General features: G+C 37.1%; 25 protein-coding genes and 1 pseudogene. 5 read left to right on the forward strand and 21 right to left on the reverse strand.

The genetic code is table 11. The annotated features are described in order from the left end of the window. Positions 1–6: 6 nt before the first annotated feature. From DN393_RS15910 to DN393_RS15925, 4 genes are all read right to left on the reverse strand, one after another. On the reverse strand, positions 7–441 hold the full coding sequence (locus DN393_RS15910) for a hypothetical protein (protein WP_088047651.1): 435 nt from the start codon (positions 439–441) through the stop codon (positions 7–9). A 182-nt stretch (positions 442–623) separates the two neighbouring features. Beyond that, a complete protein-coding gene (locus DN393_RS15915; protein WP_064474554.1) occupies positions 624–1028 on the reverse strand; it encodes a PH domain-containing protein in 405 nt (134 codons plus the stop codon). A gap of 76 nt (positions 1029–1104) precedes the next feature. Then, positions 1105–1596, reverse strand: a complete 492-nt coding sequence (locus DN393_RS15920) for a GNAT family N-acetyltransferase (RefSeq protein WP_088047652.1) — start codon at positions 1594–1596, stop codon at positions 1105–1107. Continuing rightward, entirely contained in the window at positions 1593–2141 is a 549-nt protein-coding gene (locus DN393_RS15925) for a GNAT family N-acetyltransferase (RefSeq protein ID WP_064474552.1), read from the reverse strand. Before DN393_RS15925 ends, DN393_RS15920 begins: the two co-directional genes overlap by 4 nt. 142 nt (positions 2142–2283) lie before the next feature. Between DN393_RS15925 and DN393_RS15930 the strand changes: the two genes are divergently transcribed. Both DN393_RS15930 and DN393_RS15935 read left to right on the forward strand, forming a co-directional pair. Beyond that, positions 2284–2628: a PadR family transcriptional regulator gene (locus DN393_RS15930; RefSeq protein ID WP_064474551.1), complete on the forward strand. Its 345-nt coding sequence runs from the start codon at positions 2284–2286 to the stop codon at positions 2626–2628. Continuing rightward, on the forward strand, positions 2625–3287 hold the full coding sequence (locus DN393_RS15935; protein ID WP_088047653.1) for a hypothetical protein: 663 nt from the start codon (positions 2625–2627) through the stop codon (positions 3285–3287). Before DN393_RS15930 ends, DN393_RS15935 begins: the two co-directional genes overlap by 4 nt. Before the next feature lie 54 nt (positions 3288–3341). Here the strand turns inward: DN393_RS15935 and murC are convergent, their stop codons facing one another. The 10 genes and pseudogenes from murC to DN393_RS15985 form a co-directional block, all read right to left on the reverse strand. Beyond that, positions 3342–4652, reverse strand: a complete 1311-nt coding sequence (gene murC / locus DN393_RS15940; protein ID WP_000219461.1) for a UDP-N-acetylmuramate--L-alanine ligase — start codon at positions 4650–4652, stop codon at positions 3342–3344. Positions 4653–4904: 252 nt separating this feature from the next. Continuing rightward, the gene (locus DN393_RS15945) at positions 4905–6023 is read right to left on the reverse strand and encodes a nicotinate phosphoribosyltransferase (RefSeq protein WP_064474549.1); all 1119 of its coding nucleotides are present in this window, start codon (positions 6021–6023) and stop codon (positions 4905–4907) included. Positions 6024–6084: 61 nt separating this feature from the next. Further along, a pseudogene (locus DN393_RS32290) lies at positions 6085–9689 on the reverse strand (DNA translocase FtsK). 155 nt (positions 9690–9844) lie between these two features. Next, a complete protein-coding gene (locus DN393_RS15955) occupies positions 9845–10801 on the reverse strand; it encodes an N-acetylmuramoyl-L-alanine amidase (RefSeq protein ID WP_149173678.1) in 957 nt (318 codons plus the stop codon). 40 nt (positions 10802–10841) lie between these two features. Further along, a complete protein-coding gene (locus DN393_RS15960; protein ID WP_064474546.1) occupies positions 10842–11186 on the reverse strand; it encodes a hypothetical protein in 345 nt (114 codons plus the stop codon). Between the two features lie 194 nt (positions 11187–11380). Then, on the reverse strand, positions 11381–11995 hold the full coding sequence (gene ytpR / locus DN393_RS15965) for a YtpR family tRNA-binding protein (protein WP_001006767.1): 615 nt from the start codon (positions 11993–11995) through the stop codon (positions 11381–11383). Continuing rightward, a complete protein-coding gene (locus tag DN393_RS15970; protein ID WP_000784602.1) occupies positions 11992–12804 on the reverse strand; it encodes a DUF1444 domain-containing protein in 813 nt (270 codons plus the stop codon). Before DN393_RS15970 ends, ytpR begins: the two co-directional genes overlap by 4 nt. Before the next feature lie 78 nt (positions 12805–12882). Further along, positions 12883–13197 carry a thioredoxin family protein gene (locus DN393_RS15975; RefSeq protein ID WP_000838193.1) on the reverse strand — a complete coding sequence of 105 codons (315 nt, stop codon included), beginning with the start codon at positions 13195–13197 and terminating at the stop codon, positions 12883–12885. Between the two features lie 83 nt (positions 13198–13280). Further along, a complete protein-coding gene (locus DN393_RS15980) occupies positions 13281–13790 on the reverse strand; it encodes a DUF84 family protein (protein WP_088047656.1) in 510 nt (169 codons plus the stop codon). A 115-nt stretch (positions 13791–13905) separates the two neighbouring features. Next, entirely contained in the window at positions 13906–14979 is a 1074-nt protein-coding gene (locus tag DN393_RS15985) for a M42 family metallopeptidase (protein WP_064475080.1), read from the reverse strand. A 148-nt stretch (positions 14980–15127) separates the two neighbouring features. On the opposite strand from DN393_RS15985, the gene DN393_RS15990 reads away from it, so the two are divergent. Beyond that, positions 15128–15439: a PepSY domain-containing protein gene (locus tag DN393_RS15990; RefSeq protein ID WP_000118541.1), complete on the forward strand. Its 312-nt coding sequence runs from the start codon at positions 15128–15130 to the stop codon at positions 15437–15439. Between the two features lie 149 nt (positions 15440–15588). Here the strand turns inward: DN393_RS15990 and DN393_RS15995 are convergent, their stop codons facing one another. Beyond that, the gene (locus DN393_RS15995) at positions 15589–16443 is read right to left on the reverse strand and encodes a YtnP family quorum-quenching lactonase (protein ID WP_064474542.1); all 855 of its coding nucleotides are present in this window, start codon (positions 16441–16443) and stop codon (positions 15589–15591) included. Positions 16444–16512: 69 nt separating this feature from the next. Further along, a complete protein-coding gene (trmB, locus tag DN393_RS16000) occupies positions 16513–17166 on the reverse strand; it encodes a tRNA (guanosine(46)-N7)-methyltransferase TrmB (protein ID WP_063262108.1) in 654 nt (217 codons plus the stop codon). A gap of 228 nt (positions 17167–17394) precedes the next feature. Between trmB and DN393_RS16005 the strand changes: the two genes are divergently transcribed. Beyond that, entirely contained in the window at positions 17395–17673 is a 279-nt protein-coding gene (locus DN393_RS16005; protein WP_001122236.1) for a YtzH-like family protein, read from the forward strand. A gap of 3 nt (positions 17674–17676) precedes the next feature. Here DN393_RS16005 and DN393_RS16010 read toward each other — a convergent pair whose 3' ends face one another. The 4 genes from DN393_RS16010 to pepV form a co-directional block, all read right to left on the reverse strand. Continuing rightward, positions 17677–18474, reverse strand: a complete 798-nt coding sequence (locus tag DN393_RS16010) for a phosphotransferase family protein (RefSeq protein ID WP_002008769.1) — start codon at positions 18472–18474, stop codon at positions 17677–17679. 227 nt (positions 18475–18701) lie between these two features. Continuing rightward, positions 18702–20843, reverse strand: a complete 2142-nt coding sequence (gene pulA / locus DN393_RS16015; protein WP_064474541.1) for a type I pullulanase — start codon at positions 20841–20843, stop codon at positions 18702–18704. Between the two features lie 137 nt (positions 20844–20980). After that, the gene (thpR, locus tag DN393_RS16020; protein ID WP_064474540.1) at positions 20981–21526 is read right to left on the reverse strand and encodes an RNA 2',3'-cyclic phosphodiesterase; all 546 of its coding nucleotides are present in this window, start codon (positions 21524–21526) and stop codon (positions 20981–20983) included. Between the two features lie 219 nt (positions 21527–21745). Next, positions 21746–23152: a dipeptidase PepV gene (gene pepV / locus DN393_RS16025; protein WP_149173679.1), complete on the reverse strand. Its 1407-nt coding sequence runs from the start codon at positions 23150–23152 to the stop codon at positions 21746–21748. A 357-nt stretch (positions 23153–23509) separates the two neighbouring features. Here pepV and DN393_RS16030 point away from each other — a divergent pair, with 357 nt between their 5' ends. Then, entirely contained in the window at positions 23510–23731 is a 222-nt protein-coding gene (locus tag DN393_RS16030; protein WP_000805512.1) for a DeoR family transcriptional regulator, read from the forward strand. Between the two features lie 81 nt (positions 23732–23812). Here the strand turns inward: DN393_RS16030 and DN393_RS16035 are convergent, their stop codons facing one another. Further along, the gene (locus DN393_RS16035) at positions 23813–24541 is read right to left on the reverse strand and encodes a pseudouridine synthase (RefSeq protein WP_001234944.1); all 729 of its coding nucleotides are present in this window, start codon (positions 24539–24541) and stop codon (positions 23813–23815) included. Positions 24542–24560: the final 19 nt, after the last annotated feature.

Below are 24560 nucleotides of genomic sequence, written 5' to 3' on the forward strand. Positions count from 1 at the left end.
TTTTTATTAATAATTTAATAAATCTTTCGCCACATCTTCTGGCACTTTAAAACTCATCTTCTTATTTTTCATTTCAACTTCAACATACGGAACATCTTTATATACTGTCATAGTACCAATTTCATGTAACGCTTTTTTATCATTACTCGACTCCGATATTTTTTTTGTATCCTCTTGGTACATTTTAAATGTTTTCCCTTGCGGAGTATCTAAAGGAGCCGACTGCATTTCCCACTTATCCATTTTCATGACTTCAAACAGCTTTTCAATTTCTTTCTTATCAGTAATTACTTTTTTATCACTTGAATCCGTAAGTGATTCAATCTCAACCTTTTGTGCCTTTTCTAAGTTCATATCTGCCTTTTCCTTCTTCGCACTACACCCTATTATAAGAAATGATGCTGTTAGCAAAAATAGAGACAACATACAGATTTTTTTCATCTCTAATCCTCCTGCACTATATAGAACTACTTTTCTCACTTTTTGTTTGCTCAAAATGAAAATAATATAAAAGCGCCACTGCAATAGTACCTATTAATATTGGTACATATAAGGGCAGATCCCATTTCATATATACTCTAGTGCAACCAACAAGCACAAACAAAACAACGGTTTTACATATTTCATTTCTTACCTACCATTTCTATTTTCACATTTGGATTCTCTTTCTCGATAAGCGCCAAAAATTCATTCATATCTTGCGGTATCGCAACCATATGTACTTTGTATGCATTCGTCGTAATTTCAAGGTATTTCCCAACTTGACGAATGATTCTTATCTCTTTCAATACGATATCGTCATTTAAAATGCCGTACTTTAATACACCATTTTCTACTTTATGCTTTTTAATAAATACTTCCCAAACGAGTGGCACATTTACAAGGAAGCATAAACCCATTCCAATTAACGCTGACATCCACTGCTCTTTATTTGAGATAATCATGACAAGTGGATATACGAACATAAAAACTAACGTGAGACAAACGAAAATTACTACTGACTTACTTCTTTGAATCGGAAAGTCCATACCTACACCCCCTAACCTAAATTATACCACTTTTTCCATTTTAGTCATGAAAAAAGGCCATTTCTGAATGACCTTCTTAAACGATATACCTATAGAATTTCTTATCTACCTGTAACACTGGAAAACTTTTTGGCAACTCGTCTATACTCACACTTTGGAAATTATTCTTTTCATAAAAGCGATGGGCCGCTAAAAATTTCACTGTCGTTCCTAAGTAAATGTCTTTCAGCTTTTTATTCTCAGCCCACGAAATTGCTGTTTGGAGCAACTTATGTGATGTGCCCCACCCTTTTCCGCAAAATTCTTTTTTTACGAACATTTTTCTTAGCGCTACTTGCCGATTCTCAATATCTAATAAAGCTACTGTTCCAACTACTTTATCATCATAAGTTGCTATCCAAAAGTTTCCATAATCCCTTTGATAGAACGTTTCTATTTCAAGTAAGTCTGGCTGCTCTTCTTTCGTAATGGGAACATTGTACTCTTTTTGCTGAATATGAACGATAAGATCTACTACTTCATCTTGAAACGTACTTTCATACGGAATAATGCGTATCTTCTCGTTCATCGGATCTCCTTCCACTCTGAAGCTAGTAAACTATATACAGCGATATCGTGAAAATGATCATATAACCATTCTTCATCCCTTAAAATACCATCTAACTTAAAACCTAAACGCTCTGGAATAGCGCGGCTTTTCACATTTTCAACACCGCATCTAATTTCCACTTTATTTAATTTTAAATTCTCAAATGCATAGTGAAGTACAGCCTTTACGCTACGCGTCATAATACCTGTCCCACCAGCGTCTTCTGCCAGATAATATCCGAGACTCGCCGCTTTCTTTCCCCAGCTTACCGGATGAATACCTACCATCCCAACGAGCTTTCCTTTGTAACGTATACCACTTTCAAAACCGTCTCCCTCTGCAAACTTCTTTAACCACATCGGACAAATTTCATCATACGCACCAGCAGATTTCATCCCATCTACCCAAGGAAGCCATCTTCTTAAATGGTTACGGTTTTGATCTAATAATTCATATAATTCCTCTTTATAATGCTTCTCTAATAACTGTAATTCGATTTCGTCATCTACTCGAAGTGTGAACATGCTTTTTAGCCCCTTTTATTTTTCTTATTATTCTAACACTTACAGATGCAAAATGTTAAATATTAACACTTTTTTCGGTTTAATATAAGAATAACAACTATATATGATTGATAGCTAGATATGAATCATATATAGTTAAAGTATGGAAAAAAATGATAATTTTATAATTCAATTACGTAAAGGTGTTTTTGATCTCGCTATTTTGTCTTTAATAAGTAAACAACCTATGTACGGATACGAAATTACAAGTGCCTTACAAAATATCCCTGTGTTTCATATCCCGAACGGTTCGATTTACCCTATATTAAATCGAATCACGAAGAACAATTGGGCTATTTCCTATTGGGAAGAGTCCGGTGATGGTCCAAAAAGAAAATACTATCAAATTACAGATGAAGGGAGAGAAATTTTACATAGTCGCTTACATGATTATGATGCAGTGTATCAAGCTCTAATGTTACTAGCTAAAGGGGAGGATAAAGAATGAACAAGGAACAATTCTTTTCAAATGAACTCATTGCTTCTTTCTTACAGGATTTCGACAAAGGTTTAATGAACTTACCTATCTCCGCAAGAGAACAACATGTGCTAGAAATCAAATCTGATTTATATGAAAATGCATTAAGTAAAGAACGTGAAGGGATACCATTAGCAAGCATCCCTTCACAAGTGATTGAAGAATTTCTTCCTCCAAAAGAATTAGCACAGGAAATTGCCAGAGAATATACAGACGTTATTCAAGATGCACAGCAATCTACAAATACATTTATTAAATACTTTACAGGACTATCTGTTGCTCCACTCGTTGCTTTATCAGTACCTATCGCACTGGGCTTTATAAATATTTCAGCTAATTTACCATTTTTATTAGCCTTTATCACAAGCAACATTTGGTTCATCTATAGAGAAAACCATTGGAATACAAAGCAATTAAAATTTTTAAAAACAGTGATTTCATTTAGTACTAGCGTTTTAATCGCTCTTCCATTTGCATTTTTCGCGATTCGAATTATGATAACAAAACAATTCGATATGTTTTCATTCTATTATTTAATTGGATATGTACTTTTTAGTTTAATTTATATCGTTTTATTAAAACAACTCTACAAAAAGAATAAACAATATCAACATATCAACGCTTTTTAAAATATATCGAACACAACAAAAAAGACGCACAGCCACAGCTATGCGTCTTTTTTCTTACTTCTCTGCAACTTGAACTTCTTTTACGTAAGCTGCTTCGAATTTTTGGATGTCGCCTGCGCCCATGAAAATTAGAACGCCGTTTTTATGTTTCTTTAATACATCCGTTGTTGTATCTGTAATTAGTTCTGCACCGTCAATACGCTTTTGCAGATCTTCAATTGTTAATTCACCTTTGTTTTCGCGTGCTGATCCGAAAATATCACATAAGTATACTTGGTCAGCTTTGCTTAGACTTTCAGCGAACTCATCTAAGAATTTTTCTGTACGTGAGAATGTATGTGGCTGGAATACAGCGACAACTTCACGCTCTGGGTGTTTTTGACGAGCTGCTTCAATCGTTGCATTAATTTCTGTCGGATGGTGTGCGTAGTCATCGATAATAACTTGCTCTCCCATTGGCTTTTCATTAAAGCGACGTTTTACGCCTTCAAAAGTTGTTAGCTGATGCTTAACTGCTTCTACATCAACGTTTTCATAATGGCAAAGCGCGATTACTGCTAATGCATTTAATACGCTGTGATTGCCGTATCCTGTAATTTTGAACGTGTCATAGTACGTATTACGAACGAATACATCGAAAATAGTACCATCTGTTCTCTTTTGAATGTTACGTGCTTGGAAATCATTATCTTCTCCAAATCCATAGAAAATAACAGGTACTTTCGCTTGAATTTTTTGAAGTTCTTCATCATCTCCACATGCAATAATGCCTTTTTTCACTTGCAATGCCATCTCTTGGAATGCATTGAATACATCATTGATATCTGAGAAATAATCTGGATGATCAAAATCAATGTTTGTCATAATTGCATAGTCTGGATTGTAAGACAAGAAATGACGACGATACTCACAAGCTTCAAATACAAAATACTTACTATTTTCTACCCCATGCCCTGTTCCATCTCCAATAAGGTAAGATGTTGGGTGTGCACCTTGCATTACATGGGCTAACAAACCAGTTGTTGATGTTTTTCCATGTGCACCAGTTACAGCAACACTTGTGTATTGGTTCATAAGATCACCTAAGAAGTGATGGTAACGATGTACTGGGATGTTTAATTCTTTTGCTGCTACGATTTCTTCATGCGTATCAGGAAATGCATTTCCTGCAATAATCACTTGTCCTTCTTTTACATTATTTTTATCAAAAGGAAGGATCGAGATATTACGCTTTTCCAACGCTGTTTGTGTAAAGAAACGCTTTTCATAATCAGACCCTTGAACAGTATGCTTCATGTCATGAAGAATTTGAGCTAATGAACTCATTCCTGTTCCTTTAATTCCTACAAAATGGTAAACTGTCATCTTAAAGAACCTCCAACATTTCGAACTAATACAACGGCCTATCTATAAGACAGTATATGAATCTTTTCTTATTTTGGTAATCATCATACATTTTTGATGTAGTGAAGTTATTCTTCCCTTCACCTATCAGGATAAACTCGTACGTACTTCTTTTTTATGTCCATAACAAATCCATTATAGCAAAAAAGAAGCCGCTATACTATGATAACAGAAAAACTGATAGGGTCAATCACCTATCAGTTTTTCTCTCTTTTACATATCTTCTCTTTTTTCTAATTGAACACTCTCTAAACGTGGGTTTGGACGATATTTACGACCAGCTTTCGCTTCTGGTTTTCCATTTAATTCTACGTTATCACCAGTAAAGCCAATATTCATTTTTAATAAGCTACTTCCTACTCCGTATATATCAACAGGTACGTTTTGGGCTTCAAATTCACGAATACGCTTCTCATCAAATCCACCAGTTACAACGATGTCTACATGCTGGAATCCTTCTTCATCAAGTGCTTTACGAAGTGCGAATACAAGCGATGGGTTTACACCACGTGGATCGAATGTTCCAAGTACTTCTGGGTGGCGAATGAAGTATTGATCAATCATCGTGCGCGACGTATCTACACGTACACCTTTTAATGTTAATCCAAATTCACGCGCTACGCGAAGTGCATCTGTAATGACATCATTGTTGTAATCAATTAATACAACTAATTCATCTTCTGGGAATTTCTTATGATATGCTTTTGCCGCTTCCACAACATCACCATTAAACATTTGAATTAATGCGTGAGGCATTGTCCCCATACCACTTCTGCCCCACCATTCATTCATCGCATGCGTCGCTTGTGCGCTCATACCTCCGATGTATGCTGCATAACCGTCACCAGCTTGTTGCGTATAATGATCGTCACGATCTCCCATGAAAATAACTGGTTTTTCTTTATCTACACTACGTGCAGCTTGGACAACGTTATATACGTTTGTCGCAACTGATGTACGACGGGCTAAAATCCCATCAATGACACCTTCTAAAAATCCGAAATTTTCATAAGGACCATGAATTGTTAACACTGTTTCAAACGGACTAATATTATCGCCATCTTTTAAAGAGTTAATTTCAAGTTCCTCAGGATTTTTTGCGAATGTTTGTAGCAATGCAATCACTTCATCTGTTCCGCAAAGAACTGCATTTTCCTTTTGGAAAAATTGCATCGTCACAACACTTTTCGGGCGAAATTCTTCAATGATTTCTCTAGTCTTTAAAAAGTAAACGGCAGAAAACCAACCTTCTCCAACACGTTCGTCAAATTTAAATGTTCTATTTGTTAGTCTATTTATTTCACCTTTTAATTTTAATTCAATTTCTTTCATGTCGCTTTACTCCCTACTTTACTATCCAACATTTTCTATTAGTATACAGCAAAACCGTTTACTATACATTTGTTTCCTGCATAGCAGCGAATTCATCCTCAGAAATAAGGACATCTCTCGGTTTCGTTCCTCTTCCTTCAGAAATAATCCCTTGCGATTCCATCTCTTCAATGAGACGTGCCGCGCGATTATAACCGATGCGGAATTTTCGCTGTACAGAAGATGTGGACGCTCCCCCTTGTTCTACAACAAATTGACATGCATCAAAGAACAATTCGTCTTCCGACTCAGCTTGTTCTGTTTTCGCTAATAAATCCTCTTGCTTAAATAAGTAGTTCGGCTTCATTTGCTTTCTCACATGATCAACTGTTTTCTCAATCTCATCATCCGATACATATACACCTTGTACACGAACTGGTTTAGACGTACCGTTGCCTAAAAATAGCATATCACCACGACCAAGTAATTTCTCCGCGCCCCCAATATCAATAATTGTACGCGAATCAACTTGAGATGATACAGTAAACGCAATACGCGTTGGAATGTTTGACTTAATTAAACCTGTAATAACGTCTACAGATGGTCTCTGCGTCGCAACTAATAAATGAATACCACAAGCACGTGCTTTTTGTGCAATACGACAAATCGCTTCCTCAACATCACCAGGTGCTACCATCATTAAATCGGCTAACTCGTCAATGACAATAACGATATAAGGTAATGTCTCTCCTGGAATTTCTCGCCCACTTACAATGGTATTGTAACGAGTTAAATCACGAGCACCCGCGTGCGCAAACAATTCATAACGACGCTCCATTTCTTCAACTGCCCACTTTAAAGCCGCTGTCGCTGCTTTTACATCCGTAATAACAGGTGCTACAAGATGTGGAACAGAATTGTATGGTGCAAGCTCAACCATCTTCGGATCGATTAACATTAACTTCACTTCATGCGGTTTTGCTTTATATAAAATACTCGTTAAAATTGCGTTAATGCACACACTTTTACCAGAACCCGTTGCACCCGCAATAAGTCCATGTGGCATTTTTCGAATATCCGTTACAATTGGATCGCCTGAAATATCAAGTCCTAGCGCAACTGTAAGCGGTGATTCACTCTTTGTAAACACAGGACTTCGTAAAATTTCACGAAGGAATACTGGCTTACTTTCTTTATTTGGAACTTCGATTCCAATCGCACTCTTCCCTGGAATCGGTGCTTCAATACGAATATCTTTCGCTGCTAAACTCAGTTTAATATCATCACTTAAATTTGTAATTTTATTTACTTTCACACCTGGGTCTGGCTGTACTTCAAAACGAGTTACCGCTGGACCTTGCGATACGTTAATAACATGTGCACCAACGTGGAAATTATTAAATGTTGTATCTAATAATTCTTTCTGTTCATCCAACCATTCCGTATTATCTAACGCTGCCTGCTGCGGAATTGACAACAATGTTAATGGCGGAATTGCATATGTCGGTGGTGTTTGCAATACATTTCGCATATCGTTCTCTCTTTGATTTACAACATATGCTTTCTCTTGTACTTCCGTACTCGAAGTTGGCTTTTGTACTTGCTCTGCCACTACTTGCTGCATTGGTTTCTCTTCCACTTGTGGGTCCACTGCCACTTGTTGCATTGGTATTTCTTCCATTTGCGGTTCCACCACTACTTGCTGCATTGGTTTCTCTTCCACTTGTGGTTCCACTGCTACTTGCTGCATTGGTTTCTCTTCCACTTGTGGGTCCACTGCTACTTGTTGCACTGGTGTTTCTTCTACTTGTTGTACAGGCTTATTCTCTACTCGTTCGCTCATAGAAGATTGCATTGCATTCGCTCTAGCCGCATGTCTTTCCATTAATCGCGTTCTGTCTTGTTTCAACATAACAACATTAAATGGTACATGACGCTTTTTCTCACGTTTTGGTTCTTCTTTTTGTACAATTGGTTGTTCTTCCGCAATCGGTGCTTCTTCTACAACTGACTGCTCTTCCGCAATCGATGCTTCTTCTACAACTGGCTGCTCTTCCGCAATCGGTGCTTCTTCTACAACTGGCTGCTCTTCCGCAATCGGTGCTTCTTCTACAACTCGTTGTTCTTCTGCAATTAAAACATTTGCAAAGCTTTGAACATCTTTTTTCGTTTGTTCATCAGCCTCAGCAACATGTATGAATTCATTCGTTTGTTCAATCGCTTCATTTAAAACCATTTCTTGCTGTGTTTCCTCAAGCGCTACAGGTTCTGCTTCTTCTGGCGCTTCTGCAATTACTTCCACTTCTTCTGGCTCTTCCGTTTCCGTAATTACTTCTACTTCTTCTAGCTCTTCTGCTTTACTTCCACTTCTTCTAGTTCTTCTGCTTCTTCTATTTCTTCTGCTTCTGCAATTACTTCTACTTCTTCTAGCTCTTCTGCTTCCGCAATTACTTCTACTTCTTCTAGCTCTTCTGCTTCCGCAATTACTTCCACTTCTTCTAGCTCTTCTGCTTCCGCAATTACTTCCACTTCTTCTAGCTCTTCCGTTTCCGCAATTACTTCCACTTCTTCTAGCTCTTCTGCTTCCGCAATTACTTCCACTTCTTCTAGCTCTTCTGCTTCCGCAATTACTTCCACTTCTTCTGGTATTTCCACGATGATTGTTTCTTCAAGTTTTTCTTCTGCTTTGACAATCACTGATTCTTCTGGAGCTTGCTTTTCTACTTCAATAGTAGGTTGTTCTATTTCTGTATTACGTTTAGTTTCTTCTGATAATATTGTATCCTCGTGCTCTACTTTAGAATCTACTAATTCCGTTTGTAGAATGTTTTTGGCCTCTACATCACTTTCTTGCTTAGCATCTTCCATACGCCCAGCAATTGTTTGATAAGGTACTTCACCCGCTGGAACTTCCTGCTGTGCACTAATTTCTTGAACCACTTCTTTTTCTTCTACTATAGGCTCTTGGCGTTCAATTTCATAACCGTTTTTCTCTAGCCATTGATCGACAACTGACTTTTCTTCCTTTTTACTTTGTTGATCTCGCTGATCAACGCCTTCATGACTGGAAGAATTTGTTACTTGTCCTTCTGAGAAATCAGATAATGTATATCCTTTTTTCTCTAACCATGCATCAACGACTGATTTGCCCTCTACAGATATTTCAAGATCTTCTCTTTCCTTTTCTTCCTCCTGCTTTTCTACCTTTTTTTCTACAGAAGGACGATTATATCCGTAAATTGGCGAGATCATTTCTGTTGGACGAAATGGTCTACGGTTACTTTCTTGCGAAGGTGCAGATGCTTTCTTTACGACAGGCTCTCTCTCCGGTTCATATTGTACTTCCGGCTCTTCATATGTAGAAACTACCTTTTCCACATACTGTCGTCTACTTCTTTCCACTTTGACCCCTCTTTGAGTAGGCTGATTTTCATATGTTACAACTTGAACAGGTTGTTCTTCAAAATGCCCTGTTGCTATAACATCCTCTTCATCGAACCCATTATCCGGTACTAATGGAAAACGGCATTTACCTGCATTCCGACTTGCCATTTGTGCTTCTCTTGCTTCAGTGTAGTGGTTTACACGAGGGATCTTCGGCTGACTTTCGATTTGCTTTGGTACTTCTTTATTTATCGCTGTTTGTTCTTCCTCTTTGTTAAACAGCTTTTTCATCCAATCTAACATGCTTACCACTCTTTCTACTAAATAGTAACATCCTTTATTGTATCAGCATTCGGCAAAAAGTGCAGGTAAAATTAAGCATGTCATATTTATCCATAATATTCTAATTTACGAGTGTTTTCATATAGAAAAACGCAGCCTTACATGTAAGACTGCGTTTAAGCTTTGCTCTTCCGATATTCCTCTACACTATCCGTTACACTTTGCAATAAAGAATTTACATACTGTGGGTCAGATAATTTTTTATCTTCTTCAGGGTTTGACATAAACCCAAGTTCTAACAATACGCCAGGAACTTTTGCCCAATTAAATCCAGAAAGATCCTCCCTGAATTTAATTCCATTTACTTTCACCTGCTGATTCTCTCTCATTTTATTTACAATCGTTTGAGAGATTTGAAGACTTTCAGCATAAATCTCTTTCGTGTACGGACTTCCTTCTGCCGGCGTTAATACAGAAAATCCACTTTGATTCGGATTTTCAGAACCATCTGCATGAAGACGCAAAAACAAATTCGCCTTATGGTCATTCGCAAATGTCGCGCGTTCTTTATTACTTATATCCACATCTTGTGACGTTCTCGTCATTAATACTTGGATTCCCTTTGCTTCTAACTGTTCTTTTAATACGAAAGCCATTTCTAATACGAGAACAGCCTCTCTTTTTTTCGTCACAACACCAGTTGTACCATCTGTCACTTTATATTTTTGCGTCGTTGCTCCTGGCCCAATCGGCTCCAAATTTAAATTTGCTTTTTGTTGATGCCCTGGATCAATAACAACAAGAAACTTTCCTTGTTTTTCATTACTCTGTACTTTTTGTTCATTATTTTGCAGCGGTTGCTCAGTTGGCTGTACTGGCGTAGATTCCTGTTTCTTTTCCTCGGCCGGCACTTCCTCCTGCTTATGCTCCACTTGCTGATTTTTTTGAACTGCTTGCGGTTCTTTTTTCTTTTCTTGTTCTTCCTGCTGCTTTTCTACCGGTGCGTCTTCCTTGTTATCTTTGTTTGTTTCCTTCATAGAAGATGTTACTTCTTTTTTCGGCTCTTCTTGCGAACAGCCTCCCATATATATTCCAATGAATGCAATCATGCTCATTATTTTTATATACTTCATGTTTTTCTCCCGTCACTTTGCACCGGTCTCAAAGTTTTTCTTATAATTGTTTTATAATCTCATCCATATTTCCAATATGAACGGGTTGCCACGTTTCTGTACCACGCTCTGCAGTATAAACTAGATAAGCATCATCAGCTACATTTACAAAAACAGGATCCCCCATATCTGTTTCATATCCAATAACAATCCATTCTTCTTGCCATTTACCGTTTTCTTCACTTATTAATGAATGTTTATGTTTATCATATCGGTAACCGATTTGTCCTTTTTCTAATTCATTTTCGCTAAACACATATATTTCATAAGAACCTAGTTCGATATCTTGCTGTTTTGAAGTTTCAATTCGTTTCAGAAGTTCTGCAATTTTTAGTTGTTGCTTCATACGTCTATCCCCTTCTATTTTTCTAAATTTTAACTAGTTTGTCTATAAAATACAATATAGTTTTTGAGAAAAAAGGTGACATCCTTATAATATGAACGATTTTTTGAATATATCTGTCACAACTCGCAATATATCAACGATTCAACAGAAAAGAGAGGCTGTCTAAAAGGACAACCTCTCTTTTCTTACATCAATTAAAATTTGAACTCTTGTCCAACTTCAAAGCTATCTTCTAATACTAGAATACCTTTTTCTTGTGGAGCATCTGGAAGCTCTAATTCACGTGCTGAGCAAATCATTCCAGAAGAAGGAACACCGCGAAGTTCAGCTGGTTTAATTAGCATACCACTTGGCATTACAGCGCCAATTTTTGCAACGACAACTTTTTGTCCTGCATCAACGTTCGGTGCGCCACATACGATTTGTAATGTTTCTGTACCGATTTCTACTTTACAAATGTTTAACTTATCAGCATTTGGATGCTTCTCTTTTTCAGCTACATAGCCTACAACAAATTTTGGAGAAAGATCTGCTTCTACTGTTTCTTCAAAGCCGTTCTTCGCTAAAATTCCATTGATTTTTTCTACAAATTCTTTCGTTAATGTTAGGTTACCTGTTTCTTTTACTTCTAAGTAAGAAGACGCATTAAAGATGTTGAACCCTGCTGTTACATTGCTTTCACGATCGTATACGCGTGCAACATCTCCTTTGCGATCAAAAGTACGGTTCTCTAAAGTAATATCTTGTAAGGCAACAATTAGAGTGTCACCAATTCCTTCAAGGTTGTAAAAAACGTTCACTTCGTTCATCCTTTCTCTTTTCCATCTGTCTTCTTCCGATTTTTCGCTAAAATAAAGATTGGTTCAAAGTCCCCATCTTCATATACGAATGAAAGTGATGTAATCGGAACATGCCCTTCGGCAAAAAATTTCATTGTCATTTGTGCAATAATATCATAACCGATTTCGTTGACGATATCAGCAATAATTAATACATCTTGGTGAGGAACAGCAACAACCATGTCACCAGAAATCTTTTCACGCATCGATTGTAGTAACGATTCGTTTAAAATACGCGTCGCATCATACCCATCATTTGTGTTTAAAAAGTAGAATGTATTCCCTGCTACTGTTTCTTGTTTAAATTCATAACCTAATGAGCGAGCGTTGAATAATGCCATTTCACGCACTTGTTGCTCTGTAAGTTCTAATTTTTGTAATAGACGCTCATCAATGAGTCGATACGTTTTATTCGAATCTAATGCGTAGTAAATACGTGTTTCCGCCGTATGATCCGTCATAATAAACGGATTTCCTTCTTCTGCTTGTTTCGGGAAAGAAGTAGAGCGAATAACAGGTAAAATTTTCGCTGCGCTATTTTCTTCTTTATGCATCGCAATTAACGCTTCTTGTACGTAATAGGCAACCTCTTCAATTGCTTTTTCTTTATTCACTTCCCATTTTGCCACAACTCCTGGAAGCGATACGTTAATACCCTTTTTCGAGTCTTTCTGTTCTATACGTAGAACTTCTTTCTCGCTATCATACTGAAAGTCCCATTCTGGGCGAGATAATTTCTTCATTAACTCATCTTTCATCTTTTTACTTGTCATCTTCATCTCTTTTTCCTCCCTTCCAAAAAAATAACCTCCCCCGCGAAGGTAGAGGTTGTTTTACAATTCAATTGGCAAATTGCCTTATTTTAAACCTTCAATAAACTCTTCGATTTGTTCTTGTGTTTTACGATCTTTGTTTACATAGCGACCTGTTTCTTCACCCTTATTGTACGCTACAAAGCTCGGAATGCCAAATACGTCTAATTTTACACATAGATCAATAAACTCATCACGATCTACATAGTAAAATGAGAAATCACTATATTTTTCTTCTACTTCTGGCATAAATGGATCTACAAAACGGCAGTCTGGGCACCATTCTGCTGAGAACATAAAGACTACATTCTCTTCATTTTTCAATTGTTGGAATTGCTCCATGCTTTCTAATGATTTCATCTATATTTCCTCCTCTAACGAGTGCTTTTTTTCATGTTATAATCTTTCTTTTATACTACCATACATCGCGTATGGTGCAAGGTTTATGCTTGCTTTTCATCATACTTATATTGCCCAACAAGTAACTTAACAACGTGTACAAATAATTCCGTGCGGTCGACATAATCATCTGTAAAAATACCGATCGCACCTTCGTGACTACGAATATCTTTTCTCTGTACAAACTCTTCCATCACTTCACTTAACTCCTTGCCCTCTTCAAGAGGTGCTAAAAAATCATCTGGTAACGTAATACGTGCACCGCCTGCAACGAATATTTTACCGGCACTTGTTGCTAGCGCGCCCCAGTTACACATAAATAAACCATGCTCCGTTTTCATTACGCCGCCTTCTAATCCAATACCAATTTGAGCTTCTCCTTCTTGTAGCGCTCGCTTCGCTCTATTAACCGCTCCTTGCATCGTCTCTTCATCTGTAAACGGCTGGTTTGCTACCCCTGAAGGAACAGAAAGAGATGTAATTGTAGCATCTTTCCAAACCTTCTCCACAGCACCAACTTTCGTTTTATTCTTCGATCCAACTACTACTTTCATTTCGTTCACCTCTATATACATTCATCATCTTACCTTAATCAAATTACTCTTTATACATGGGAGCACGGCCACCACTCATCGATAAAAAAAAGAAAGGCTCTTCAGCCCTTCTTCTCTACGCGTTATTCTTAATTGTCTCTAACGTCGTTTTATCCGTTGCTCTTACAAGCTTCGTAATAAGTTCTTTTGCTGCCGCATAATCATCAACATGTAAAATAGAAGCATGTGTATGAATGTAACGTGCGCAAACACCAATTACTGCTGATGGGATACCTGAGTTACTTGTATGTACACGGCCCGCATCTGTACCACCTTGTGAAATAAAGTATTGGTACGGAATGTTGTGTGTTTCTGCTGTATCTAAAATGAATTCGCGCATTCCTCTATGCGTTACCATCGTACGATCATAAATACGAAGAAGAGCACCTTTTCCTAATTGACCGAACTGTGTTTTATCACCAGATGCATCGTTTGCTGGACTTGCATCAAGCGCATAGAAAATGTCTGGTTGAATCATATTTGCAGCAGTTTGTGCACCGCGAAGACCAACTTCTTCTTGTACAGTCGCACCAGAGTATAATGTGTTTGGTAATGTTTCGTCTTTTAATTCTTTTAATAATTCGATTGCAAGGCCACATCCGTAACGGTTGTCCCAAGCTTTCGCCATAATTTTCTTTTCATTTGCCATCGGCGTAAACGGACAGATTGGCACGATTTGTTGTCCTGGTTTTACACCAATCTCAATCGCATCTTCGTAGCTATCTGCACCTATATCAATTAACATATTTTTTATATCCATCGGTTTTGCACGTTGCGCGTCACTTAATAAATGAGGAGGAATAGAACCAACAACCCCAATAACAGGACCATTCTTCGTCATAACTTGTACACGTTGCGCTAATAACACTTGACTCCACCAGCCGCCTAACGTTTGAAAACGAAGCATCCCGTTTTTCGTAATTTGCGTAACCATGAAACCTACTTCATCCATATGACCAGCTACAAGAACACGTGGGCCAGTTTCGTCCCCTTTTTTCAGACCAAATACGCTACCTAAACCGTCTTGCACAATTTCATCCGCATATTTGCTTAATTCTTGCTTCATAAAACGGCGTACATCATGTTCGAATCCTGATGCACCTTGTAATTCTGTTAACGTACGAAATAAATGTAATGTCTCTTTATTCACGAAGTCCCCTTCTTTCAAACCTTAGTAGAATACCTCTTTTATTGTAACGAAATTTTCGAAATGTTTCTAGTTTCTTCTTTTTTAGCTGTATTTGATTTATAATTATTATTGGTACACTATTTTTATTTTATAGAATTGAGGTGAATATATGAGCTGGAAAGGTTTAGTTGCAGGTCTTGGCGTTGGTTTCGCAGCTGGTTATCTTGTTGCAAACAAAGTACAAGAACAATCCCATATTTCTTCAGAAAAAGCATTGAAAATGGTGAAACAAGCATTAAGTCATAAAGGTGAAATTACTGGCTCTTGGGTACATATGGTTCCAGAGACATTTGAAAAATATGATGTCGCATACGAAGTTTATCGTGGCGGTCTTACAACGATGTTAGATGATATACAAGAACGATTTGAATTTTTAGTTGATGCTAAAACAGGTACTGTTTTAGAGGTTATAGCAGCATAAAAAGGAGGGTTCCCATTAGGTGAACCTCTTATTTTTTAATTGTGGATAGTAATTGAAATTATATCGGCGATTTTCCGAATATATCGACTTACCGACAAAAAACGAAAAGGAGACTGCTCCAACAGACTGCTGGAACAACCTCCCCTTTTTTATGCTTCTACACTCGTTTTCCGCTCTATTTTTTCTACAATATGCCCTTCCTCATTCCATTTTACTGCACGGTAATATGCGTCATGATAAAACGTAAACCAAGCATCGTTTTCAGCGCCGTACTTCATCCACTTTTGCTTATTTTCAATCGATGTCATCGGATAATCGTCGTAGGCCATCACCCATAGTACATTTTGATGTGCGTGCGTCGGCAATAGGTCTGCTAAATGAAGCATCGTTTCACCTTTGCTTTCTAAAGCAATAACTGCATGTCCATCACTATGACCACCTGTATGCGCCATTTTTATTTCATCCGTAATTTCTATTTCTTGCTGGAATGTAACAACTTGATCTACAATCGGCTCCCAATTTTCCTTCCAATATGTATTGCGCGACCTGATATTTGGGTTCCTCATTTCATTCCATTCTGTTTCGCTTACATACACTTTTGCATTCGGAAACGATGGTACAAGGTGATCACCTTCCCATTTCGTTAAACCAGATGCATGATCAAAATGCAGGTGTGTCATTAAGACGTACTGAATATCTTCAGGTTTTAAATCTAGTTTTTCTAATGATTTATAAACCGATGACTCTTCTGTTACACCTTGATTTCGCTTCATCTTCTCATTCAATTTACCATTCCCTATTCCGGAATCAATGAGCATATTACCGTCTTTCGTTTGCAAAAGTAACGGATCTGTTCGTAAATAAATATGATTTGTATCATTATGTTTATATTTACGTGACCAAAGTACTTTCGGTACAACACCAAACATTGCTCCTCCATCTAAATGTGTGTTCCCGCCTTTTAACCACGTCACTTTTATATCTCCAATTTGTAACTGTTCCATTTTTCATCCCCCTTTCCTTTCAATATTAACATAAAATTCCGATTATTTTAGTTACAAAAAACCTATGCATTACTGCATAGGCTCTGTGCGATATTTTGCTTCAACTCGGTAAATACGATGACCTTTACTTGAGAATTTCTCTTCGTATTCTGTCATAATGTTTCCTTCATAATCACTATTATGAAGATCTAGGCTCAGGTAAGTTAATAACATACCATACTCAGCCATACTCATTAGAGAGTATTCAAATAAACCTTGATTATCTGTTTTGAAATGAATTTCTCCGCCTTCTACTAACACTTCTTCATAATTGCGTAAAAACGTTTTATACGTTAAACGACGCTTCGTATGGCGTTTCTTTGGCCATGGATCTGAGAAGTTTAAATAAACGCGATCAATCTCACCTTTTGCAAAGAAAACTGTTAAATCTTCAGCATCTTTATTAATTAACTTTAAGTTCGGTACTTCTTCTTCAATTAATTTATCAAGTGCATCTACAACAACACTTGTGAATTTTTCAATTCCAATATAATTAATATGTGGGTTTGCTTTTGCCATATCATACATAAAGCGGCCACGACCTGTACCTACTTCAATATGAATTGGTTGTTCATTTCCAAATACTTCTTTCCAGTTACCAGCGCGCTCCTCTGGGTTTCCGATTACGATATGTGAATACTCATTAATTCGATCCATTGCATATGGTTTATGTCTTAAACGCATAGATGTCTCCCTCTCTTTACATAGCTATTTTAAAGGAATAATTCCTTCTCTCTGTTTTAATCAATCTCCCAAACAAAAAACCAAGTACGTACGAGCACTCGGTCCGTTTCTTTCAAGTATAAGATGTACCATTTTGATAAAAACTACATACAGCATTAAACATTCCATGACGAAACAGCTTTTTCTCGTACATTTGAAGAGAAAAACAATCGAAAGGATGATCCGTTCATGCCAATTAATCAACAACATCAATTAGAAGTGCTGAAAGATATTTTAGTCAATCACCAAAGTGATTGTTGCGGGACAGTTTCTGAATGCGAGCAATTAGAGCGTCTCATTCAATCGTTACTCGCAAACGATAGTATAAGTAGTGACGCTAAAGCAATGCTAAACGATGTATATTCTTATAGTCAATCGGGTAAATCTTCCTCTAATTTGGACAACCACATTTCCAATAATCAAGAACAACTTACTCAGTGGATTGCTGGAATGGACAATTTTTCTTAAGTATTACTCTGAAGCAAGTAGTTGCTGTAAATATTGATGCCAATATTCAGCTTCTGCTTGCTGTTTTTTTGTTGTGTGCCATTGCATAGACAAAATCGTTTGTGCTATTACGTACCATCTCATACGCCTAAGCAGCGATTCATCCATTTCAATATCATAATATTCGAGCCACTCGCTCCATTCATGGCGCGGAATGTACCAATATAATAACATACCGAGGTCTAGAGCTGGGTCAGCAATTACGGCTCCATCCCAATCAATTAAAAACAACTCATCTTCATCCGACAATATCCAGTTGTTATGGTTCACATCACAATGGCATACAACGAATTCATTGTATTCAATATCTTTTAATGAATCCATTAAATATTGAAGGCCTTGCTGAATTGTTTCATCATCCCTTATATCTCCTCTTAAAACAAGTTGCAGTTGTTGTAATAACTCTTGTGCGTGAAGCGGCTGCTTCCCAAGTCTTTGAATCATCTGTACAAGTGCTTTAGAGGAGTGTATTTTCTTCAAAAGTTTCGCAACACGTTCTAGTTTCATATCCTCTGGCTCTAGCTTCTGTCCCGGAAGCCATTTTTGAGCAGAAATTACATCACCGTTCGTTACCCTTCTTGTCCAAAGTAATTTTGGAACAATTCCTTCTGCTGACAATACCGCTAGAAAGGGCGATGTATTCCGCTTTAAAAATAACTTCTGTTGTCCGTTTTGCGCAATATACGCATCGCCCGTTACTCCACCAGCCGGTACAAGACTCCACTCTTTTCCTAATAATTGTTCCAACCATTCCATATTCATTACCCGTTAACAAATCCTTATCTTTTATAGTTATGAAAAGAAAAACCGCAACATTTCTACACATGTTGTGGATTCATATATTTTACTGTAAATGAAAAGAAAACTTGGCATAAGCCAAAAATTCTCTATTTTATTTTACAAAACCAGTCATAGAATGACAACTTATCAAAATCGTCACCTTTGTCAATTCTACATTTATTACATTCTCATCGTCAAGTAGCGATTTGTCACATTATCGTCAATATATACGTGCTAATCGGAGCGAGCCTAAGTTCCTTTCCTCTAAATGAAGAAATTGGCTCTATTTTCGCTTGCTTTTCGTTTACTAACACATGCCACGTTTCTTCTTTCGGAAGTTGCACCGTTTTAGCTTCTAAACCGCTATTAAATAAAACTATAATCTCTTTCCACGGTCCAAATGATTCTGCATGCTCTAGGTGATATGCAAGTACTTCTGGAGATGTTTGCAAAAAAGTCATGTGTTTTTTTATAAGGTCTGCGTTTTGTAATCGGAATGCTCTGTGCTCTTTGCGAATCGCAATTAAACCTTTTATATAGTTAACGGTCTCTATCTCTTCCTCTTTTTGATCCCAATCTAATTGATTAATTTCATCATTTGCATTATAACTATTTTCATTTCCTTGCTTCGTACGATAAAACTCTTGCCCAGCATGTAAAAAAGGAATGCCTTGCGAAAGAATCACCATTGCGCTCGCTAGAAGGTGACGTTTTTTCAAAATCTCTTCTGGCTCTTCATTACTCCGCATTAGTTTATCCCACATCGTCATATTGTCATGACATTCTACATAGTTAATGCTTTGCACAGGCTCTAGAAACAGACCTGTTTCTTTCATACTCAAAAGACTTCCCGATGCTATATACTGCAAATGATTACAGTCTACATGCCCACCAAATGCAAAACCACGCTTATTTATATGAAAGGTACTCCCTTTTATCCCATCACGAAATTGATCATTAAATTGCGCAATATGCGGCATTTTCTTTGCATTATTTAACGTTGCTTTTTCTTCGGCAGGAAGTGGTGTTTGTAGCTCCCACCCTTCTCCTAATAACAATGCATCTCGCTTTATGTTTCGCACTTCTTTTTCTATTATATTCATTGTATCAACATCTAAAATTCCCATTAAGTCAAATCGGAATCCATCAACATTGTATTCAGTAAGCCAATATAAAATAGACTCTACAATAAATTTCCTCATCATTTTCCGTTCAGATGCTATATCATTTCCGACTCCAGTCCCATTAGAAGGCATACCATCTTCACCATGACGAAAATAATATCCTGGGACAAGCTTTTCAAATGATGATAGCTCTCTTTCATACACATGATTATATACAACATCTATAATTACCCTAATGCCGTGCTCATGAAATGTTTCAATCAACTCTTTACACTCTACTATCCTGTTATACGGATCAGAGAGGTCTGTAGCATAATATCCCGTTGGCGCATTGTAATATAACGGATTGTAACCCCAATTATATGCAGAGGAAGGATTCGCCTCATCTACACCACCGAAACAATATAAAGGCAATAATTCAACATGTGTAACACCCAAATCTTTTATATAGGACAAGCCTGTTAACGTCCCATTTCGCCCTGTTGTTCCTTCTTCCATTAGCCCCTTATACGTTCCTTTTTTACTCACTCCACTGCCCTGATGAATCGTAGCATCACGAATATGCAGTTCATACAGTATGGCATCTGTCATTGCCTGTAATGGTGGTAATTGCTCTCGTTTTGTTACATTTATCTTTTCCAAATCAATAATAACGCCGTACTTCCCATTTACAGTCACTGACTTTGCGTAAGGATCCACCGCTTCATTCCATATTAAATTAATACAAACAAGAAATGTATACTTTGCTCCGGCTAAATCGCCTTGTAATGTATGAGTCCAAACCCCATTTTCTCCTCTATGCATTTCATGATCGGTATATTCTTTATCACTTTTATAAATCCTTACTTTCGCAAGCCTCGCAGTTGGAGCCCATACTTTAAATGTCGTTGCTTCTTTTTGATACACGGCTCCTAAATCTGTACCTTCGTAATAATACTTTTCATCGAAAATCACTGTTCTTATGACAGCACCTATTTGTAAATCTGTTTCTTCATTCCGTTCATCTCGTACTGTATAATACTTCCCCACATCTAGCGGCTCTTCTATAAAGCACTCATACTTCGTTGCATCCGGAAGCGCAATTGTATGAGAAATCGGTAAATCTTTCACGTTACTTCCTTCTTGCAAACGAAATGTCCGGCTTGTTCCATACGCATGTGGGAGCAAAATTGTAATTTTATTCATTTCATCTAAATAGGCATCAAATGGACGTTTTACTTTCAACATAAAAAAATCACCATCATTCTTAAAGTTAAATGAAACGAGCTGCAAATGATAAGGCTTTTCTTATCAGCAAGGCTCTATACAGTAACACATTATTCTCTATAGTATATTCACCTGTATAAAAAACGTTTTCATACATTCTATTTTTGTAATTTTATTTCAGCAATCGCTTTATACTTCGGTGTCTCCTTTACGTGAGATTCGTATAAAGTAATCGTATCCGCTTGAAATGATATTTCAGGCACTTCCTTTATATGTTCTAAATCAAACTTCTCTTCTCCTACCCATTTGCGAGCAACAGTAATATGCGGATGATACGGGCGCGTTTCTAAAGAAAATCCATTCTCTTCACAAATAGCATGTACTTGTTTTTGTAACTGGAACAAATCGGGATTCTCGCTTACCTTCGACCAAAAAATACGTGGCCTATCTTCCATACCGAACGTTGAAAATCCTTGTAATGTGAACGATAGTTCTTTCGTTTCTGTAAGTGTTTGTAATCCATTCTTTATTCCTTCTAATTGTTCCTCTGTCGCACTACCTAAAAATGAAAGGGTAATATGATAGTCTTCTTTATGTACCCATGAACGAAATGGTAATTCCTCCTGCATTTCTTCTTTATAGTTAGACAGCACTTCTTTTATATGATTTGGTAACTTAATCGCGACAAAATAATGCAGCTCCATGTACATCTTCTCCTTCTTTCTATTGTTGCTTTTCTTTCTTATCTCATTCAATTAAAAAGAATCAAACTTCTCTAAAAGTCTAACCAAGTTAAGGTCGCGTTAATAAATGAAATTATATCGACATTTCGACAAGGAATATCGACTTAACAACAAACGATGCGTAACAGAAAACCGTCCCAAAACATGTATTGGGACGGCCTCTTCTTATTTATATATCCATTACTTCGCTAATTCATGAATTGCTTGCGCGTAAATTGCTGTCGCTTTTAATAAGTCTTCAATTTCAATGTACTCGTCTTTTTGATGTGCAAGTTCTTCTTTTCCAGGGAACAACGGACCAAATGCAACGCCAGCTTTCAATGAACGAGCGTAAGTACCGCCGCCAATCGCTAATAGCTCTGCTTTTTCACCTGTTTGTTCTTCGTATACGCGCTGTAACGTACGAATTAATACGTGGTCTTTATCAACGTGATGCGGGCGAGAGTTCGAATAGTCTGCTACTGCAAATCCATGAGTACCAACATATCCTTTTAACTTCGTGATCATTTCTTCAAAGTTAGTCGTAACTGGATAACGTACATTTAATCCTAAATTACCACCCTTTTCTTTCGTATAAGAAAGTCGACCAACATTCACTGTTAATGGTCCGCTAATATCGTCTTTATAAGAAATACCAGCGTTCTCTCCTAAAATATCTCCTGTAAATGTTTCTGTTACAAACGATGCAAACGAAGCCCCTTTTCCATCAAGAGCGACTTTCGTTAAGAAGTTTGCCAGTAATAAACCTGCATTCTCGCCCTTCTCCGGAGTAGATCCGTGAGCTGAAACCCCTTTAATTTGCAACGTCACCGTATTACCTTCTACAATTGCTTCACCTATTTTTTTAGCAGTTTGTAAATACTCTTCATATGCTACTGTAAGAGCATTTACATCTTCTCCTGTAATAATCGCTTCTGCAAAATCAGGAACCATATTTAAACGGCGACCTGATTCAAATGAAACAAGTTCATATGTACCTTTCTTCTCTTCACTACCACTTTGCACAACTTGTATATCAGAAATTCCTTTTTCTGCATTAATAATTGGAAAGTCTGCGTCTGGCGCAAAACCGATTGTTGGCATTTCTTCGTTTTTAAAGTAGTGATCTACACATTTCCAATTGCTTTCCTCATCTGTTCCTAAAATCATACGAACGCGTTTTGAAAGAGGTAAACCTAATTCTTTCACAATCTTCATCGCATAATAAGCTGCCATCGTTGGGCCTTTATCGTCAATTGCACCACGTGCAAAAATCTTTCCATCGCGAATATCTGCACTGTATGCAGGAGTCGTCCAGCCATCTCCTTCTGGTACAACGTCAACGTGACAAAGAATACCTAGTAAATCTTCTCCTTGTCCCATTTCAAGATGACCTGCATATCCTTCTAAATTTTTAGAAGTAAAACCTTCAGTTTCCCCTTTATGTAACATGAAAGATAAAGCTTTTTCTACACCTTCACCGAATGGTGCGGCCTCTTTCGCCGATTCTTCTTCCCATACACTTTTAATTTGTAAAAATTGTTGCGTATCACGAATTAAATCATCTTTTCGTTTTGCAACTTCTTCTGTCCAATTAATCGCTGACATCACGCATCCATCCTTCACTATATTGTTTCTTTCATCATAACAAACCGAAATCTCTTATGCCATACACGAAAACTAAATACCGAACAATTGTAATATTTCAGATATTTCTCATTAGTTTTTCTTTTATTTTTTCAAAAAAATTTGCAGGAATTTGGCGTTTTACGTAGAATTTTATGATTTAGTTGACTGACCATATATACAATGTCAACTACCAATATTTTTCTATATGAATATTTGTTAAACTTTTGTAAAATTTAAGTAGATTAAAGCATGAATTTTATCATGTAGAGTACAATGGTAGTAACGACCTTCTTTCCTGAATGGGGTCAAAAAAACTAGTAGAGGAGTGGTTTTCTCTTGAAACCTACAACTACTCGTATGCTAACACGCATTAAATCAATTTATATGTACATCAATGAAAACGGAACGGTAACGACGAAAGACCTTGTAGATGAGTTCGGGATCACACCGCGAACGATACAACGTGATCTAAATGTGTTGCAGTTTAATGAACTCGTGTATAGCCCTTGCCGCGGTAAGTGGACAACAACAGGAAAGAAAGTGAGAATGACCTCATAATGAAAAAATAATTGTATGTAAATAAATACATACCCCTTTCTAACTCATTAGAAAGGGGTCTTTTCTGCGCCAAAAACAGCACTATTTCTCAGTATCTACTTGATATGTTTTTAACATTTCTACTTCTTCATCTGATAGCTCTCGGTATTGTCCAAGTTCTAGCTCTTCATCTAATACTAATGGTCCCATCTCTGTTCTCTTTAGGTAGACTACTTTTTTCCCTACCGCTTCAAACATACGCTTCACTTGATGGAACTTTCCTTCTGTAATCACAAGCTCGATTTCAGAAATCTCATCGCTTTTTAATATTGTAAGTGCACCTGGCTTTGTTTCATAGCCATCATCTAAAATAACACCTTTAGCAAACTCTTTTACATCCTCTTCTGTTACTACTCCTGCAACGTGTGCATAATATTTTTTCGGCACATGCTTTTTCGGAGATAACAATTGATGTGATAACTTCCCGTCATTTGTTATTAATAAGAAACCTTCCGTATCAATATCAAGTCGTCCAACTGGGAACGGATCAAAGATTGCATCTTCTAACTCTAATAAATCTATTACCGTTTCATGATTATCATCTTCCGTCGCTGAAATAACGCCTTGTGGTTTATGCAACATTAAATAAACAAACTCTTTATATTCCACAACTTCTCCGTGAATCATAACTTCTTGCTCTTCTACATTTACATGAACCTTCGCATCTTTCACTGGCGTTCCGTCAATTTTTACAACGCCGTCTTTCAATAATTTCTTTACTTCTTTTCTACTTCCATATCCCATATTTGCTAATAATTTATCTAATCTCACGTTTTTCACCTTCTTTATT

The organism is Bacillus sp. BPN334, from assembly GCF_008368885.1.
GTDB lineage: Bacteria > Bacillota > Bacilli > Bacillales > Bacillaceae_G > Bacillus_A > Bacillus_A wiedmannii.

Excerpts from the sequence above, each read along its gene's own strand:
- DN393_RS15910 (WP_088047651.1), bottom strand. The coding sequence starts at position 441 with ATGAAAAAAATCTGTATGTTGTCTCTATTTTTGCTAACAGCATCATTT.
- DN393_RS15915 (WP_064474554.1), bottom strand. The coding sequence starts at position 1,028 with ATGGACTTTCCGATTCAAAGAAGTAAGTCAGTAGTAATTTTCGTTTGT.
- DN393_RS15920 (WP_088047652.1), bottom strand. The coding sequence starts at position 1,596 with ATGAACGAGAAGATACGCATTATTCCGTATGAAAGTACGTTTCAAGAT.
- DN393_RS15925 (WP_064474552.1), bottom strand. The coding sequence starts at position 2,141 with ATGTTCACACTTCGAGTAGATGACGAAATCGAATTACAGTTATTAGAG.
- DN393_RS15930 (WP_064474551.1), top strand. The coding sequence starts at position 2,284 with ATGGAAAAAAATGATAATTTTATAATTCAATTACGTAAAGGTGTTTTT.
- DN393_RS15935 (WP_088047653.1), top strand. The coding sequence starts at position 2,625 with ATGAACAAGGAACAATTCTTTTCAAATGAACTCATTGCTTCTTTCTTA.
- murC (WP_000219461.1), bottom strand. The coding sequence starts at position 4,652 with ATGACAGTTTACCATTTTGTAGGAATTAAAGGAACAGGAATGAGTTCA.
- DN393_RS15945 (WP_064474549.1), bottom strand. The coding sequence starts at position 6,023 with ATGAAAGAAATTGAATTAAAATTAAAAGGTGAAATAAATAGACTAACA.
- DN393_RS15955 (WP_149173678.1), bottom strand. The coding sequence starts at position 10,801 with ATGAAGTATATAAAAATAATGAGCATGATTGCATTCATTGGAATATAT.
- DN393_RS15960 (WP_064474546.1), bottom strand. The coding sequence starts at position 11,186 with ATGAAGCAACAACTAAAAATTGCAGAACTTCTGAAACGAATTGAAACT.
- ytpR (WP_001006767.1), bottom strand. The coding sequence starts at position 11,995 with ATGAACGAAGTGAACGTTTTTTACAACCTTGAAGGAATTGGTGACACT.
- DN393_RS15970 (WP_000784602.1), bottom strand. The coding sequence starts at position 12,804 with ATGAAGATGACAAGTAAAAAGATGAAAGATGAGTTAATGAAGAAATTA.
- DN393_RS15975 (WP_000838193.1), bottom strand. The coding sequence starts at position 13,197 with ATGAAATCATTAGAAAGCATGGAGCAATTCCAACAATTGAAAAATGAA.
- DN393_RS15980 (WP_088047656.1), bottom strand. The coding sequence starts at position 13,790 with ATGAAAGTAGTAGTTGGATCGAAGAATAAAACGAAAGTTGGTGCTGTG.
- DN393_RS15990 (WP_000118541.1), top strand. The coding sequence starts at position 15,128 with ATGAGCTGGAAAGGTTTAGTTGCAGGTCTTGGCGTTGGTTTCGCAGCT.
- DN393_RS15995 (WP_064474542.1), bottom strand. The coding sequence starts at position 16,443 with ATGGAACAGTTACAAATTGGAGATATAAAAGTGACGTGGTTAAAAGGC.
- trmB (WP_063262108.1), bottom strand. The coding sequence starts at position 17,166 with ATGCGTTTAAGACATAAACCATATGCAATGGATCGAATTAATGAGTAT.
- DN393_RS16005 (WP_001122236.1), top strand. The coding sequence starts at position 17,395 with ATGCCAATTAATCAACAACATCAATTAGAAGTGCTGAAAGATATTTTA.
- DN393_RS16010 (WP_002008769.1), bottom strand. The coding sequence starts at position 18,474 with ATGAATATGGAATGGTTGGAACAATTATTAGGAAAAGAGTGGAGTCTT.
- pulA (WP_064474541.1), bottom strand. The coding sequence starts at position 20,843 with ATGTTGAAAGTAAAACGTCCATTTGATGCCTATTTAGATGAAATGAAT.
- thpR (WP_064474540.1), bottom strand. The coding sequence starts at position 21,526 with ATGGAGCTGCATTATTTTGTCGCGATTAAGTTACCAAATCATATAAAA.
- pepV (WP_149173679.1), bottom strand. The coding sequence starts at position 23,152 with ATGTCAGCGATTAATTGGACAGAAGAAGTTGCAAAACGAAAAGATGAT.